Source organism: Zhongshania aquatica (assembly GCF_027257955.1).
Taxonomy (GTDB): domain Bacteria; phylum Pseudomonadota; class Gammaproteobacteria; order Pseudomonadales; family Spongiibacteraceae; genus Spongiibacter; species Spongiibacter aquatica.
Window position 1 is genome coordinate 71,557 of sequence record NZ_JANZNQ010000001.1, and the last position, 14,386, is coordinate 85,942.

Genomic DNA, 14,386 nt, shown 5'->3' on the forward strand with positions numbered 1-14,386 from the left:
TTGAACACGAATTCATTAGACCCGCAGTGTCATCACGTAACAGAGATTCCAGTGTGTTAAAACTATCCAAGCAAACCTTTCAATCTGCGGCCGTCATCATCATCGCCCTTGTCATTGCAGTTGCTTTTTTTGTCCTGAAATCTCCGCCAGAAACCATAACCACCGTCCCCCAAGCGCTGAATATCAATGTCGCGCTCGCTGAGAAGCAAACTCTATCCGTTGCCGTTAGCTCACAAGGTACCGTACAACCTCGAACTGAAACCACCTTAGTTACCGAGGTATCTGGCAAAATTATTGAAGTAGCGCCGCAGTTTGTAAGCGGAGGCCTAGTTGAAAAAGATGAATTATTATTAAGTATTGACCCACGTAATTACGACGTTGAAGTCAAACGTGCCGAAGCAAATGTCGCCACTGCATTCAGCAATTTAATACAAGAGAAAGGCCGCGCATCGGTTGCGGCGCAAGATTTGAAAAAATATCCGCGTAAATACTCCAGTAAAGAAGCGCGCTATCTTGCTCTACGACTTCCTCAGCTAAAAGAGGCGCAGGCACGCCTAGACTCTGCCAAAGCAGACCTTGATCACGCCAACAATAATCTCGATCGAACCCAAATTCGCGCGCCCTACCGTGGCATTATTAAATCTCGCAACGTAGACATCGGCCAGTTCGTGAGCCCCGGCACCCAGCTCGGGCAAGTATTTGCCATAGATTTTGCCGAAGTTCGTCTTCCGATTCCCGTTGACCGCTTGGCATATTTAGCGCTTCCAGATAAGCAAAACAGCGACGATTCACCCGCAGTAACTCTAGAAAACGAACTAGGTCTAAAATGGCAGGGCAAAATCGTGCGTACCGAGGCTGTACTCGACGAACGCAGTAGAGTTTTATTTGCCATCGCAAAAATAGACGACCCTTACGGCATAGACGGCAGTGGCCAAGCGCTGTTAATGGGCAGTTTTGTTAAGGCAGGAATCAGCGGCAAACAGATTGATGGATTGATCGCCCTCCCTCGTCATGTTTTACGCGCTGGCAATAAGGTCTGGGTCCTCGATAGTGAGCAGCGTCTCCGCAATCGAGATATCAAAACCCTCCACACCGAAGGCAAGCTCGTTTATGTTTACGACGGACTAAATGACGGCGACATTATTTGCCTATCGACTATTCCAAACGCAGTACCAGGTACAAAGGTCAAAGTTAACAGCACCACAAAAACCAGTTCATTAGTCAACGCGAATGCTGACCAGATAGCAGACTCGAATACCGAGACCGAGCTATGAGCTCATTACCAGAGTTTGATACCAACAAGGGGGTAATCCCCTGGTTTGCGCGCAATTCAGTCGCGGCAAACCTACTGATGATTGTGATTATAGGCATCGGTCTTGGTGCTGCACTAACTATTCAGCGCTCGATTCAACCCGATTTCGAAATTAACATCATCCAAATAACCGTAGCCTACCCAGGCGCCACCCCAGACGAAGTAGAGAGTGGCGTAGTATTAAAAATCGAAGAAGCCTTAAAAGATATCGAGTCTATCGAAAGCCTCGAATCCACCGCCAACGAGTCTGTCGCCACCCTAACCGCCGATGTTTACGAGGGTTATGACACGCTGGCGGTAATGGACGAAATTAAAAGTGCCATTGACGGTATTGTTAGTTTTCCCGAACAGGCTGAGCGCCCCGTTATAAAACGCGTTGAATTTAATAAGCACGCACTCAGCGTACAACTTTACGGTGACATCGACGAACGCGGCATGAAAGACCTAGCCGAGCAAGTCAAACAAGAACTCACCCTTGATGAAAACATTGCCTTCGTACAAATCAATGGCGCCAGAGATTTTGAAATCAGTATCGAGGTTCCTGAAAACACCCTACTTCAATACGGATTAACGCTAAGCGAAGTCGCAGAGGCCATTCGTCGCTCCTCGCTCGACTTACCCGGTGGATCAATAAAAACCGTCAATGGCGATATTTTACTTCGCACCCGAGGCCAGGCCCGCAACCAATATGAATTTGAACGCGTTGTTCTCATTACTAACCCAGACGGCACTCGCCTAACCCTTGGTGATATAGCCACCATAAAAGACGGTTTTGTTGAACGCGACGGCTTCTCATTTTTTGACAGTAAAAACAGTATTGGCCTGCAGGTATTCGCCGTCGGTAATCAAGATTTACTTAAAGTGGCCGATGCCGCGAAAAAATACGTCGAAGAAAAACGGCATCGACTTCCTGATGGTGTGAGTATCACCACGTGGGCAGACGTCACCTTCTATTTGGAAGGTCGAATGACCATGATGATGGAAAACCTCGGCATGGGCGCCTTATTGGTGTTCATTGTGCTGGGCATGTTCCTAAATATAAAACTCGCTTTTTGGGTAATGGTTGGCCTGCCAATTTGTTTTTTAGGCACGCTCGCGGCAATGCCAATTGTCGGTGTCAGCTTAAATATGTTAAGTCTTTTCGGCTTTATTTTAGTGCTCGGCATCGTCGTCGATGATGCCATTATTATTGGCGAAAGTGCCTACGCGGAAGCGGAAAGTAAGGGCCACTCAATCGACACGGTTATCACCGGCGCTCTTCGCGTTGCCACCCCGGCAACCTTCGGCGTACTGACAACCATTATGGCGTTTTCGCCGACCCTCTTCACAGAAGGCGCGTTCTCGCCATTTCCAGAAGCGGTAGGCTGGGTCGTATTATTGTGCTTAAGCTTCTCGCTGCTGGAGTCAAAATGGATTCTGCCCGCACATTTGGCGCATAGCACACCAGGAACTACTGGCATTTGGCTAAAAATAGATAAAATTCCTCACTACTGCAACGGCAAGCTTAACCACTTCGTTGAAGAAACTTACCGACCGTTTATTCACAAAGCAATTGCGAATCGATACCTAACAGGCTCAGTCTTTAGCGCATTATTAATTATTACCATTGGCTTGGTTGCCGGCGGTATTGTGCGCTTTGTGATGATCCCAGATGTACCCTCTGACTTTATTAAAGCCAATCTAGAGATGATTGAGGGCACGCCAGAAGCGCAAACCCGACAAGCCCATGAGTTCATCGATAACGCACTACGCAAAGTGGACGCCGATTATCAAAGCGCCCATAAAAATGCCTCTAATAAACGCCTTATCAATCACGTGCAAGCATTCAGCTCCTCTACAAGAACCATCACCTTTATGGTGGAACTCACAAAAAATGAACTGCGCGACATTGACGGCAATGAAATAGCACGGCGCTGGCGCAAAGAAATCGGCGAAATACCCGGTGCCAAAGTATTGTCCGTTAGCAGCGCAGACCAAACCTCAGGACCACCAATTTCGCTCAAGCTAAGTAGCAGCTCAAATACCGAGCTTGAGGCGGCATCCAAGGAAATTGAAGAAGCATTAGGCCATTACAAAGGCGTATTCGATATCCGCAATGGTGCCAGCGCGATTCAAGATGAAATTGTGTTGGACATAAAACCGAGCGCCGAAATTTTGGGGATTTCATCTGCGTCACTCGGACGCCAACTTAGAGATGCATTTTACGGTGCAGAAGCGCAACGCATTCAACGTGGCAGCGACGAAGTCAAAGTCATGGTGCGCTACCCGCGCGAAGAGCGAGAAGCAATATCTGATTTACAAAACATGAATATCCGCTCTACCGACAATGTCTACGTTCCACTGAGCAGTGTTGCAGATATGAGTATTGAGCCGGGCTTCAGCCAGCGCAAGCGCATTGACGGGGAGCGATCAGTTACCGTAACGGCTCAGGTTGACAAAGAATTTACTGCGCCAAGTTCTGTGACCTCCAGCATAATAAAAGAACTCGTCGAGACCACATTTCCAAGCAAGTATCCCAGCGTCATCGTACAGCTGAGCGGCGAAAGTGAAGAGATTGGTATCCTCATGAAAAGCCTAGCCGTAGGCTTTGTGATCGCCCTGTTCGGCATCTATGCCCTGCTCGCTGTGCCGCTTCGCTCTTACTTACAGCCACTGATTATTATGGGTGTTATTCCCTTTGGGATCATCGGTGCGGTGGTGGGTCACATCGTATTGAATATGTCGTTCAGTATGATGTCGTTCTTTGGTGTTATCGCGCTATCGGGCGTGGTCGTTAACGACAGCCTGATCATGGTTGATTTCATTAATTCAGCCATCGCTCGCGGCGAACGGTTACTCGATGCGGTGGTCGATTCAGGTTGTCTGCGCTTCCGCGCCATCTTGCTTACGTCCTTAACAACCTTCTTCGGCTTACTCCCGATGCTCCTCGAAAGCAGCGTTCAAGCTCAGTTTGTTATTCCGATGGCGGTCTCACTGGGCTTTGGGATTATTTTTGCCACCGTCATAACCTTAATACTCATCCCCTGCCTGTACATTGTCTTGGATGATTTCAAACACTTTACCCAGTCGAAATCAGCCGCAAGAATCAACGAATCGCACTAAAACGGCCAGAAAGCCCAAGCCGCAACGACCAGTGAAAACACCGCAGCGATTAATACACCCGCTGCGGCCACATCCTTAGATTTAGCGATCAGCGGGTGTGTTTCGGGTACCGCGGCATCCGCTAGGGACTCTAGCGCAGTATTAAAAGCCTCGGCCATCCAAACCATGGTAATGGCCAAACACACCATTATCCACTCCACCGACTCCAAGCCAGTTAACATGCCTAAAGCCACTACCACCAAGGTCGCCACGAAATGCACGCGGGCATTGTGTTGCTCAATAAGCATTGTCACAAGGCCATTAAAGGCAAAGCTCGCGCTGGCAATACGTGCCTTGATGGAAAACCCCTGATCTTGCTGGCGGCGTTCTGTTTTTTGCTTCATCGCGTTACCATAAGCCCTTTAGTCTGCGCAGATACTTAAACTATGCCTGAATTCAAACACATCTCTCCACAGGACGCCCACGCCATGATCGAAGCTGGAAGCTGCCAGCTTGCCGATATTCGCGACGAGCAATCCTACACCTTAAATCACATTCCAAACGCAGAACATTTGGACAACCATAGCTTGCAGCAATTTATTGAACAAGCCGATCCTGACCAAGCACTCATTATTTATTGTTATCACGGCAATAGCAGCCAAAGTGCTGCACAGTATTTTGTAGAAAAAGACTTCACTGAGGTCTACAGCATGGATGGCGGCTTTGAAATGTGGCGTCAATTGTTCCCGCAAAACACGGTCAGTAATTAAGTCAACCACGCGGCAACGACAAAACTTCTTTGCAGAGTGGTAGGCCATTTATGGTCGATCAGTTCTGCAACGTCGTCACAGAGTTTTAAGCAGCTACGCACGGTTCTCGCCAAAAGAATCCGGAATCACACTATCGTCTACGCAGGCTAAAGTTATTAGCTAAACCTGACATCACAAATCCTGCACGATACTCAGATGGCATGAGTGCCTAATAAATTAAAACTTCTAAGATTCGAGTATCTCTTTCAGCGAACTTAAGTTTTTCTCAACCGCGCGCTTGTCCTCTGCGAATGCATGCTCGGACATATCCGGCTGTCGAATCACGGTGAAAATCAACTCGCCCCCTCGCCATTGGCATCCACCCGGATTGGGTTATGGAAGACAACGCCCGAACCTAGTTCAACGTCATGGTCCCTGACGCCAAAGGCGTTTTCCGCCGCAATGCGCATTTTCACTTGGCCAAGGGCGCCTCAGCGATCCACTCGTCGCCATCCTTATTGACATCAGAGCTGGCCAGCCCTGCCGCCCAATGCGAGAGATTTAACGGATTAGACGCAAATGCGTATATATCGCTAAGAGACCGCGCAATATATACACTTATGTTTTGCGCTTAGTGCTTAGTAATAACCACACTATCCATCTTCACTCAGGGCGCCACACACATTAGGCAATATGCATATACGCCACGGCTATCTTTAAGTTGTATTGCGTCACTCCAGGCCGGCAATATGCTATTTAATACCGACATCACAGGCGACGCGGTGAAGGCAGTTTTCACCATCACCGACCCTAAAATCAAACGCATCAGCTCTTCCTCTGGACTCAAAGGAAGCATGAGTAAGCGAGTGTTTACCGGGTCTACACCGACCAAACTAGCAGCAGAATTTACCGCCTGCTGTAAGCCGCCAAGCTTGTCAACCAAGCCCAGTTGCTGCGCATCAATGCCACTCCAAACTCTACCTTCGGCAATCGGTTCAACCTGCTCAACCAGCTTTTTCCTGCCATCGGCAACGACATTAATAAACCGGCGATAACCATATTCAATACCCGACTGAATAGCGCTGGCGAGAATGGGATCCAAGGGTAAGTCAGGGCGCAATTTACCTGCAACGGCGGTAGTACCAACGCCGTCTGTGTGAATACCCAAACCTTGCAACATATCGTCTACGCTGGGAAAGGCACCAAAAATACCGATAGATCCTGTCAAGGTAGCTGGTGTCGCCCAAATCTCATCGGCACCAGCCGCAATCCAGTAACCACCGGAGGCGGCCATACTCCCCATAGACACCACGAGGGGCTTTCCTGATTCTTGCAACTTTTGAAGCTCGGCGCGAATAACTTCGGAGGCAAACGCCGAACCACCACCACTATCTATGCGCAGCACTAGCGCCTTTATCTGATCATCAAGCCGCGCCTTGCGAATCAGCTTGGCTAGGCTGTCGCCACCAATCGTACCCGATGGCTGCTCGCCATCCACTATATTGCCGCTGGCGACTATGATCCCAACAGACTCCTTTACCTCGACCAAAATACTGCGATTTAAGGTGAGGTAATCTCGAAAATAGCTCTGCTGAAAACTTCCGTCTTTGTTTTCGCCAACCCTTTCTATCAACATCTCTCGCAACATCGGTCGACTAATAATACCGTCCACCAAGCCGTAATCTAATGCCGCCTGCGCCGCATCCCCTCCGACCTCAGTCATCACGCGATCTATATGATTAACGTAATTGTCGAATTTAGCCTCGCTTATCCCGCGTCGTGTCACGACGGTATCGCGGTAAAGCGACCAAAGCTGATCAAGCCATGCTTTGTTAGCTTCCTTGGCGGCATTTGACATATCGTTGCGCAGTAGCGGCTCCACTGCTGACTTAAAATTACCTACTTTAAAAACGTGGAATCGAATTTTTAATTTATCAATCGCTTCACGGAAATAATTGCGAATGACCGCGAAACCCTCTAAGCCAACCCCGCCCATATTGTGAACAAAAATCTGGTCGGCAAAACTCGCTAATAAATATTGATCTTGATCATAATGGCTGGCACTCGCCACCACAGTCTTGCCCGTTTCACGGAATTTTTGAATTGCCTCAGACAACTCCATAGTTTTGCTCATACCAATATGAGTTAAACCATCAAGTTGAAGCAGTAACACTTCAATACGCGGATCTTCGCTCGCTAAGTTCACTGCTTCGATTAAATCTGACAGCAACGTCTCATTCGGCAAACCCTGAGAGCTGAGCTGCGTAAGTGCATCGACAGTCGATAGCTGATCGACCACAACACCCGCTGGCGCAAGAACTAAAACAGCCCGATCTGGAATGGTAACTTCTTGGACCGAGCTAAATATGGCCATAGCAATACTGCCAATAATTACTAGAAAAATAATATTTAAAGTCCAGCGTCTCGTGGCGTCGATAAAACCACCCAGCTTGGAAAAAAAACCGCGCTTCTTATTTTCACTCATACTGCATTATTCTCCTGCGCCGTCTTAACGCGCCACAATTGTGCCTGCCAACGAATAAACACTGTCGAGCTACAAAACAGCACAACAACCATGGCCAATTCAACATAGTTAAACCATATCGCTAGCGATGATAAAGCTTCGGTTACCGCCATCACAAAGTAAAGCAAGCTGGCGAAGCACATCCACGCAATTGGACGAAGCTGCGCTTTAAACACACCAACGGCGAACATTAACATGGGGGCAAGCCGAATCACCCAAATGGTGATACTTGGTTGGCGCCCTTCTTGAACCCAAACCCAAGTACCTAACGTTAAGGTAATTAAAAAACCGATGTAACTCAGCTTCATAAAAAATCTGGCAAATTCGGTGCGTTTTTCTAATGCGGTCATAACCACCTCAGTTCAGCAATTTTTTACTTAAATTCGCAACGCGCTTGCCGAGTGCAGCCGCTAATTCAAGTTCAGTTTCATCAACTACGCGACCGCTCTGCCCCGCAACGTGGGAAGCACCATAGGGTGTGCCGCCACTTTCGGTGCTAGTCAGCGCCGCTTCACTATAAGGAATGCCCGCTATTAACATGCCGTGATGCAGCAGCGGCATCATCATTGTTAACAAGGTACTTTCTTGGCCGCCATGCAGGCTGGCACTTGATGTAAATACCGACGCAGGCTTGCCAATCAGAGCGCCACTCATCCATAAGCCAGAAGTGCCATCTAAAAAATACTTTAATGGCGCGGCCATGTTGCCGAATCGAGTCGGACTGCCCATGACCAAACCTGCACAATGACGCAGATCATCTTCGGTGGCATAAAGCGGACCATGTTCAGGAATTTCGTCCTCACTAGCCTCGCAAACGGCAGACACTGATGGCACTGTTCGCACTCGGGCCTCAAGACCCGTTTGCTCGACACCCCTGGCAATATGCTTTGCCAATGTTTCAGTGGCGCCGTGACGACTGTAATACAACACGAGTATATAAGCTCCGCTCACTACGGTTTCTCCCAAAATCATTGATGTGACGACGTCGTCATAGACGCGGAGCCGTGACGTAACGTGGAATGGATATCAAGACAGCAAAGTCAGCACATTTTCTGGAGGGCGTCCCAATACCGCGCGGTCACCCTTCACGACGATGGGCCGCTCAATTAACTTAGGCTCGGCTACCATTGCGGCAATTAATTGGTCATCAGATAGTGTTGTGTCGGCAAGACTGCCGTCTTTATACGCGGCCTCACCTTTGCGCAACAAATCACGGGCGCTAATGCCAAGTTTGGCCAATAAGGTTTTTAGCTGGGTGGCGGACGGCGGTGTTTCAAGATATAAAACAACATCTGCTTCCACGCCATTATCGACCAAAATTTGCAACGTTTGTCTGGACTTGGAACAGCGCGGATTGTGGTAAATGGTATACTCGGACATAGCACTCTCTGTCTAACACGGTAATCTTAAAAAGGTTGCTGGCATTATACACGCCGATTACCGTATCGGCCCTGAATCGAGCATTTTGATGAAGACTACAGTTCTCCGTTTCACCGCATGTCTAGTATTTTTAGGTTTAGCAGCCTGCAACAAACCGGATTTTAATACACAGTCTGGCAGCGGCGGTAATTTCGCCCAAGACAAATGGCTTATCGTAAATTACTGGGCGACATGGTGCGGCCCCTGTCGCGACGAAATTCCTGCACTCAATGAGTTTACCGCCCGACGCAGCGACGTCGAAGTGTATGGGGTTAACTACGACAATTTAACCGGTGAAGCCTTACAAGAGGCCATTGCAGAAATGGGGATTGAATTCGACTCTATGCTTGCCGACCCAGCGCCACAGCTAAACATACCCCGCCCACGCGTACTGCCAACCACCCTGTTAATCGGCCCTGACGGTGATTTAAAAGCGACCTTAACAGGGCCGCAAACAGCGGACACCCTTAGTGCGGCAATAACGCAGGCAGACGCATCAGCGCCATAAAAATCCGCTTACCCGCACCCCCATCATGTCATCGTTAAACACCAGCTCCGCAGCGGAGCTGGACTCTGCCGCCAACCCAAAACACACATGTAATGGCAGCAAATGCTCTTCGCGGGGATGACTAAATCGCGCCTGCGGTGCAGCAGTCCAATTAATCAAACGGGATGCTCGCTCATCTGCACTCAAGGCGTCACTGCTACAGGTTTCCACCAACCAATGATCGAACTCAATAGCGCGACTGACTGCATCGGAATGTGAAAATGCGCGCAGATTATGAAACGACAGTCCCGAGCCAATGACCAAAACATTCTGTTCGCGAAGTTTACGCAGCGCAATCCCCATTGCGATATGCGCTGCTGGATCGAGTGAATTGAGCAGCGACAGCTGAACACATGGAATATCAGCAGCGGGATACATGAGGGTAAGCGGTACAAACATGCCGTGGTCGTAACCCCTAGCGGGATCAATGTGGGCAGATATTCCCGCCTCACACAGCAGGTCACACACTTTAGTGGCTAAATCAGGGCTGCCCGGCGCGGGGTATTGAAGCCGGTAACTCTCCTCTGGAAAACCGCTATAATCGAAAATCAAGGCGGGATTCTTAGCGCCGGTCACTGTGGCTTGGGCAGTTTCCCAGTGCGCGCTAACCATCAAGATAGCCGAAGGCTTGCCCAGTTTCGGAGAAACACCCTTTAAAAACGCGGTGAGTTGACGGTGACCCGGCTCACCGAGCAAAGGCAGTGGCCCACCACCGTGGGGAATAAATAATACCGGCGCCAAGTCCGCCTTGCCCGTGAATCGCTCCGTTGTCACTTAAATCACCATCCGTCGTCTCATCAATCTAGCCGTTACGTCATTGTGGTTTCGAGGCCGCCAGCGCCGACTGCCAAAAAGTAAACATCTGATCGCTATACGCAACCAACACAATCTCATCAATCAGCGAGTCATTAGCGCCTAGCGCGAGACAGGCACGCAAAGTCTTAACCGCAATGTGGGTTGCAGCTTCATGGGGATAGCCATAAACACCGCAGCTAATGGCCGGGAATGCCAGAGATCGAATACCCTTCTCAACCGCAATTTCAACACAACGCTGATAGCAGGACGCTAATAACTCAGATTCATTCTCTCGGCCACCATGCCAAATAGGGCCAACGGTGTGAATGACATAGTTTGCTGGCAGCAAAAAACCAGGACTGAGCTTAGCGTCACCAGTGTCACAGCCTTTCAAACCTCGGCAATATGCCAATAGCTCCGGCCCCGCAGCAGCATGAATAGCGCCATCTACCCCACCACCGCCGAGCAAACTATTATTCGCCGCATTCACAATGGCATCTACCGCCACGCTGCAAATATCACCTTTGAAAACTCTGAATATTGTCACTCACGCCTCATTCTGGTTTCAACTAGGCTTTAACATTTTCGCTGCGGGCCATAAATGCTAATAGGATTTGATAGACCTTGGGATCATTCAGTAAGTCCATGTGGTTTATCCCCCGCCCCAGCCATCGGTTCGTGGCTGCAAAACCTAAATTATACTGAGGGTTTCGATGCTCCCCGAAGGCACTCTCTACCGTCACCAAGCCATCACCAAGGAGATCATCACTGAAGTTTTCGACATCGCCAATAGTCGTTGCCGCGATCGCATAACAAGGCACGGTTTTAGGTAGAGCGACTAATTGCCGCTGATCACCCGCCATATCAAAACGATCGCTGCTATGCCAATCCTCATCGATCACATTGCCGTAACGCAAGTCCGTAATACCGCTACTGCGAATTTTTCCTAGGCGGGAAAACGGCGCGCTAAACGGGTTGCTGTCTAAAATAACATCGATCCAATTGCCGCCGCGCTCCAACAAGGCACCGTGATGAGGTGTACCCAAAAACACTAATTTATGTAGCTGTGTTGTCCACGCGTGACCACTAAGCTCACCATAATAGTAGGCACTGCGCGACACCAAGCCGCCCATACTATGGGCTACTATGCGCAATTCCGCTGGACAGGGTGATTGCGCCATGAAGAGATTGAGTAGCTCAGCCAACTGCCGGCCATTTTCAGATACGTGTAGTCCGGTATTATAACGAAGGTATATTGGCGTAAATCCTAAATCCCGCGCCAGCGCTTCGCCGTGATCATGCCCGCGGCGGCGCCACTGTGTATCACCCATGCACAAACCGTGAACGAATAAAGCCACACGGCCATTGGCCTGCGCCATAAATGCGGAATAATCATCAGTAGAAAGGGATTTACCATTGCAGCGAAGACGCATAGTTATCGCCAGCGGATTTTGTTTTCTGGCGAGGTGGTCTCCCAAGACGCCGTTAAGCGCGGACACAACAGCATCTCTGCCAGGTGAGGTTTCGTGCTCACCGATCGATGCGGTCAAACGACGAATTAAGGCGTCTAAACCCAACCCGACCATACCATTGATACCGCGAATACTTTTATAAACAAGGCCCGTTAAACCGCGAGTACGAACAGGAGGTTTTGCTCCACCACCAAGGGCATCGTCAATCGGCCCCTCTAAAATACCGCCCACGTTAATAATAGCGTGGTGCAAGCCTTCGGCAATATCTGTCACACCCGCAATTGCATCAATGGTTAGCCGGCCCACACCTAAAAGGTCGGTGGAATGCTTTATGACAGATTTCGGCATGTGTTTCTCACCAAAGAAGGTTGGCATTTAGCCAAAAACTCACCAAGAAAGTACATGGTGAAACAATTCATCATAAAAGCAGGCTTATCAGACGCGGATCGTGCGCTCAGTACCAAATACCAAGCACAGATAGAGGTGGCCACTAAACAGAATACGAATGCTCGCAGTTAAACACCAATACTGGCGAGCTTAACCATAATGTCCTTTAAAATGCCTGCGACCGTCGGGTGTTCTACTTCAAAGTTCGAAACCAGTTCCTCAAGACGATCCTGCAAGCTTGTATCATCAAGCACAAACTGTGGCCCAACGCCTAGTTCACGATCTATATCATCGACCAAGGCATGTAATTTAGCGCGGTTACCATCATCGACTGGAAGTGCATCGATTTCGGCCTGAAGCTTGCCCAACTGTTGGTGTATTTGCTTTGGATCCATTGTCGTTCTCCACTACGTTAACCCAAAGCATAGCAAGTCTGTTTCCATACGCACAACAACAGAATAAATTCGCGCCTCAATGGCAGCTATGTTTCAACAGGCGCATGCTCTCTTGGAAGCATGCTTGCAACATCTCTTCTTCACCCGCTGATTCATAGTGGCGCGACAGCATCTGCAGGGAAATCTCCACATTGCGTCGCAATGATAGCGTCCTTCCCTGAGGGCTTCTCAGGACTTTAAGCAAATGATGATGCACGGCCAGTAAACAGTGGCGCTGTAGAGATGTATCTTGGCAACGCCCGAAACACTCTGCTAAAAAATGCCCCGACACCATATAGCGGTCAATATTACTGATGTCTGGCCGTTCATTGCCCGCCAATAACATCTCACTTAATTCGAAACTGCAGCCGAGGTACTTAAGTGCGGTATGCCAATCGCGCTGCGCAAATGCGTCGCGGCCCGCTTCCATCCACTCATCCCAACGATTCTCTGCCACGACTCGGCTTCTCCTCAATTGTTGGCGATGTGTTGAACACAAGAATTGCAACGCCATAGTAAGCTCCTTAAATTGAAATCACGATCAATACTAAATGATAATCATTATCATTTAAAGAGTTCAGTTCAATTAATTATGCTCTTAGCCATTACCCATAAAAGACCACGCCAAAGACCGATTTAGCCATTGACCAGAACGGCAGGGATTCGCGAGACTGAAAAAATTAAAATAATAGGATCAAACTATGAATATTCAGCAACTATTCTCACTTAACGGCGACGTCGCATTAGTTACCGGCGCCGGACGGGGCATTGGTAGAGCCATCGCCATTGCATTCGCCCAAGCGGGAGCCTCTGTCATATGCGCTGCCAGAACACAGGCCGACATTGACGAGACCTCAGCACTTTGCCAAGCCGCATTGCGCGACTATCATCCCGAAAGCGACGCCACCGCCATCGCCGTGATGTGCGATGTCAGTGACGAAAGCGCCCTAGAAAACATAGTTGACGTCAGTATTCAAACCTTTAGCAAAATAAGTATTCTGGTAAACAATGCTGGCGGCGCCTATCCTAACGACCCCCTTAAAACGACGGCAAAAACCTTTAATCGCGATTTCAACTTCAATGTAACCAGCGCCTTCAATCTCACTCGCCTATGCCATCCCTATTTACAGCAGAGTCAAGGCAGAGTGATCAATATCATCTCGGCCTCATCCCGCTACTCCCAGGCTGGCTTTAGTAGCTATGGCACCGCTAAAGCGGCACTGGAGCAACTCACTAAATTGTTGGCAGCAGACTTCGCACCCACCATTCGCGTCAATGGCATTTCGCCGGGCACGATCTTAACGGAGGCGCTGGGTCAGTATTTAAATGATGAGGTTCAAGAAAAAATGACCGCCTTAACACCCATGAAGGCATTGGGCGAGCCGCAAGATATTGCTGCCGCTGCACTCTACCTAGCGTCCTCAGCCTCGCGTTGGGTCACTGGCAAAATCATAGAAGTGGATGGCGGCGCCGAATCGACTACCTGGCCGTTCTAAACGGTCGTCAAATTCTCCTTTCGACAAAATTAAGCCCATATCCTATCGACTGAGAGCGCCGCCACTTTGGATGGTGGCGCATCGACGTGTATAATTGTTCCTGATTTTATCTGCTGACCTACTCATTTCATTGACCAACACGTCAGCGTTCACCTCAATTCATTCCATCA

General features: G+C 49.1%; 15 protein-coding genes. 5 read left to right on the forward strand and 10 right to left on the reverse strand.

Going from position 1 to position 14,386, the window contains the following annotated elements:
* Positions 1 to 53 precede the first annotated feature (53 nt).
* Entirely contained in the window at positions 54 to 1,274 is a 1,221-nt protein-coding gene (locus O9X78_RS00315; protein WP_269617554.1) for an efflux RND transporter periplasmic adaptor subunit, read from the forward strand.
* Positions 1,271 to 4,414, forward strand: coding sequence for an efflux RND transporter permease subunit (locus tag O9X78_RS00320; protein ID WP_269617555.1), 3,144 nt, complete (start codon positions 1,271 to 1,273; stop codon positions 4,412 to 4,414). Before O9X78_RS00315 ends, O9X78_RS00320 begins: the two co-directional genes overlap by 4 nt.
* Here the strand turns inward: O9X78_RS00320 and O9X78_RS00325 are convergent.
* Positions 4,411 to 4,797: a diacylglycerol kinase family protein gene (locus tag O9X78_RS00325; RefSeq protein WP_269617556.1), complete on the reverse strand. Its 387-nt coding sequence runs from the start codon at positions 4,795 to 4,797 to the stop codon at positions 4,411 to 4,413. The genes O9X78_RS00320 and O9X78_RS00325 overlap by 4 nt on opposite strands.
* Positions 4,798 to 4,839: 42 nt before the next feature.
* On the opposite strand from O9X78_RS00325, the gene glpE reads away from it, so the two are divergent.
* The gene (gene glpE / locus O9X78_RS00330; protein WP_269617557.1) at positions 4,840 to 5,163 is read left to right on the forward strand and encodes a thiosulfate sulfurtransferase GlpE; all 324 of its coding nucleotides are present in this window, start codon (positions 4,840 to 4,842) and stop codon (positions 5,161 to 5,163) included.
* 646 nt (positions 5,164 to 5,809) lie between these two features.
* Here the strand turns inward: glpE and sppA are convergent.
* Genes sppA through arsC form a run of 4 tightly spaced genes read right to left on the reverse strand, consistent with a single transcriptional unit; the run spans position 5,810 to position 9,046 of the window.
* On the reverse strand, positions 5,810 to 7,627 hold the full coding sequence (gene sppA, locus O9X78_RS00335; protein WP_269617558.1) for a signal peptide peptidase SppA: 1,818 nt from the start codon (positions 7,625 to 7,627) through the stop codon (positions 5,810 to 5,812).
* A complete protein-coding gene (locus O9X78_RS00340) occupies positions 7,624 to 8,016 on the reverse strand; it encodes a DUF2069 domain-containing protein (RefSeq protein ID WP_269617559.1) in 393 nt (130 codons plus the stop codon). The genes sppA and O9X78_RS00340 overlap by 4 nt, the downstream gene beginning before the upstream one ends.
* Before the next feature lie 7 nt (positions 8,017 to 8,023).
* Positions 8,024 to 8,638 carry an NAD(P)H:quinone oxidoreductase gene (wrbA, locus tag O9X78_RS00345; RefSeq protein WP_269617560.1) on the reverse strand — a complete coding sequence of 205 codons (615 nt, stop codon included), beginning with the start codon at positions 8,636 to 8,638 and terminating at the stop codon, positions 8,024 to 8,026.
* A 54-nt stretch (positions 8,639 to 8,692) separates the two neighbouring features.
* A complete protein-coding gene (arsC, locus tag O9X78_RS00350; protein WP_269617561.1) occupies positions 8,693 to 9,046 on the reverse strand; it encodes an arsenate reductase (glutaredoxin) in 354 nt (117 codons plus the stop codon).
* An 88-nt stretch (positions 9,047 to 9,134) separates the two neighbouring features.
* Here arsC and O9X78_RS00355 point away from each other — a divergent pair, with 88 nt between their 5' ends.
* Positions 9,135 to 9,593, forward strand: a complete 459-nt coding sequence (locus tag O9X78_RS00355; RefSeq protein ID WP_269617562.1) for a TlpA family protein disulfide reductase — start codon at positions 9,135 to 9,137, stop codon at positions 9,591 to 9,593.
* Here the strand turns inward: O9X78_RS00355 and O9X78_RS00360 are convergent.
* The 5 genes from O9X78_RS00360 to O9X78_RS00380 form a co-directional block, all read right to left on the reverse strand.
* A complete protein-coding gene (locus O9X78_RS00360) occupies positions 9,582 to 10,406 on the reverse strand; it encodes a DODA-type extradiol aromatic ring-opening family dioxygenase (protein WP_269617564.1) in 825 nt (274 codons plus the stop codon). The genes O9X78_RS00355 and O9X78_RS00360 overlap by 12 nt on opposite strands.
* Before the next feature lie 40 nt (positions 10,407 to 10,446).
* A complete protein-coding gene (locus O9X78_RS00365) occupies positions 10,447 to 10,974 on the reverse strand; it encodes an O-acetyl-ADP-ribose deacetylase (RefSeq protein ID WP_269617565.1) in 528 nt (175 codons plus the stop codon).
* A 22-nt stretch (positions 10,975 to 10,996) separates the two neighbouring features.
* Positions 10,997 to 12,247, reverse strand: a complete 1,251-nt coding sequence (locus tag O9X78_RS00370; protein ID WP_269617566.1) for a PGAP1-like alpha/beta domain-containing protein — start codon at positions 12,245 to 12,247, stop codon at positions 10,997 to 10,999.
* 167 nt (positions 12,248 to 12,414) lie between these two features.
* Positions 12,415 to 12,681: a DUF4404 family protein gene (locus O9X78_RS00375; RefSeq protein WP_269617567.1), complete on the reverse strand. Its 267-nt coding sequence runs from the start codon at positions 12,679 to 12,681 to the stop codon at positions 12,415 to 12,417.
* Positions 12,682 to 12,757: 76 nt separating this feature from the next.
* A complete protein-coding gene (locus tag O9X78_RS00380; protein ID WP_269617568.1) occupies positions 12,758 to 13,177 on the reverse strand; it encodes a hypothetical protein in 420 nt (139 codons plus the stop codon).
* 244 nt (positions 13,178 to 13,421) lie between these two features.
* Between O9X78_RS00380 and O9X78_RS00385 the strand changes: the two genes are divergently transcribed.
* On the forward strand, positions 13,422 to 14,216 hold the full coding sequence (locus O9X78_RS00385) for a glucose 1-dehydrogenase (protein ID WP_269617570.1): 795 nt from the start codon (positions 13,422 to 13,424) through the stop codon (positions 14,214 to 14,216).
* Positions 14,217 to 14,386 lie beyond the last annotated feature (170 nt).

Bases quoted from the DNA above. Each gene is read 5' to 3' on its own strand.
- O9X78_RS00320 (WP_269617555.1), top strand. From the start codon at position 1,271: ATGAGCTCATTACCAGAGTTTGATACCAACAAGGGGGTAATCCCCTGG.
- O9X78_RS00325 (WP_269617556.1), bottom strand. From the start codon at position 4,797: ATGAAGCAAAAAACAGAACGCCGCCAGCAAGATCAGGGGTTTTCCATC.
- glpE (WP_269617557.1), top strand. From the start codon at position 4,840: ATGCCTGAATTCAAACACATCTCTCCACAGGACGCCCACGCCATGATC.
- sppA (WP_269617558.1), bottom strand. From the start codon at position 7,627: ATGAGTGAAAATAAGAAGCGCGGTTTTTTTTCCAAGCTGGGTGGTTTT.
- O9X78_RS00340 (WP_269617559.1), bottom strand. From the start codon at position 8,016: ATGACCGCATTAGAAAAACGCACCGAATTTGCCAGATTTTTTATGAAG.
- wrbA (WP_269617560.1), bottom strand. From the start codon at position 8,638: ATGATTTTGGGAGAAACCGTAGTGAGCGGAGCTTATATACTCGTGTTG.
- arsC (WP_269617561.1), bottom strand. From the start codon at position 9,046: ATGTCCGAGTATACCATTTACCACAATCCGCGCTGTTCCAAGTCCAGA.
- O9X78_RS00355 (WP_269617562.1), top strand. From the start codon at position 9,135: ATGAAGACTACAGTTCTCCGTTTCACCGCATGTCTAGTATTTTTAGGT.
- O9X78_RS00370 (WP_269617566.1), bottom strand. From the start codon at position 12,247: ATGCCGAAATCTGTCATAAAGCATTCCACCGACCTTTTAGGTGTGGGC.
- O9X78_RS00375 (WP_269617567.1), bottom strand. From the start codon at position 12,681: ATGGATCCAAAGCAAATACACCAACAGTTGGGCAAGCTTCAGGCCGAA.
- O9X78_RS00385 (WP_269617570.1), top strand. From the start codon at position 13,422: ATGAATATTCAGCAACTATTCTCACTTAACGGCGACGTCGCATTAGTT.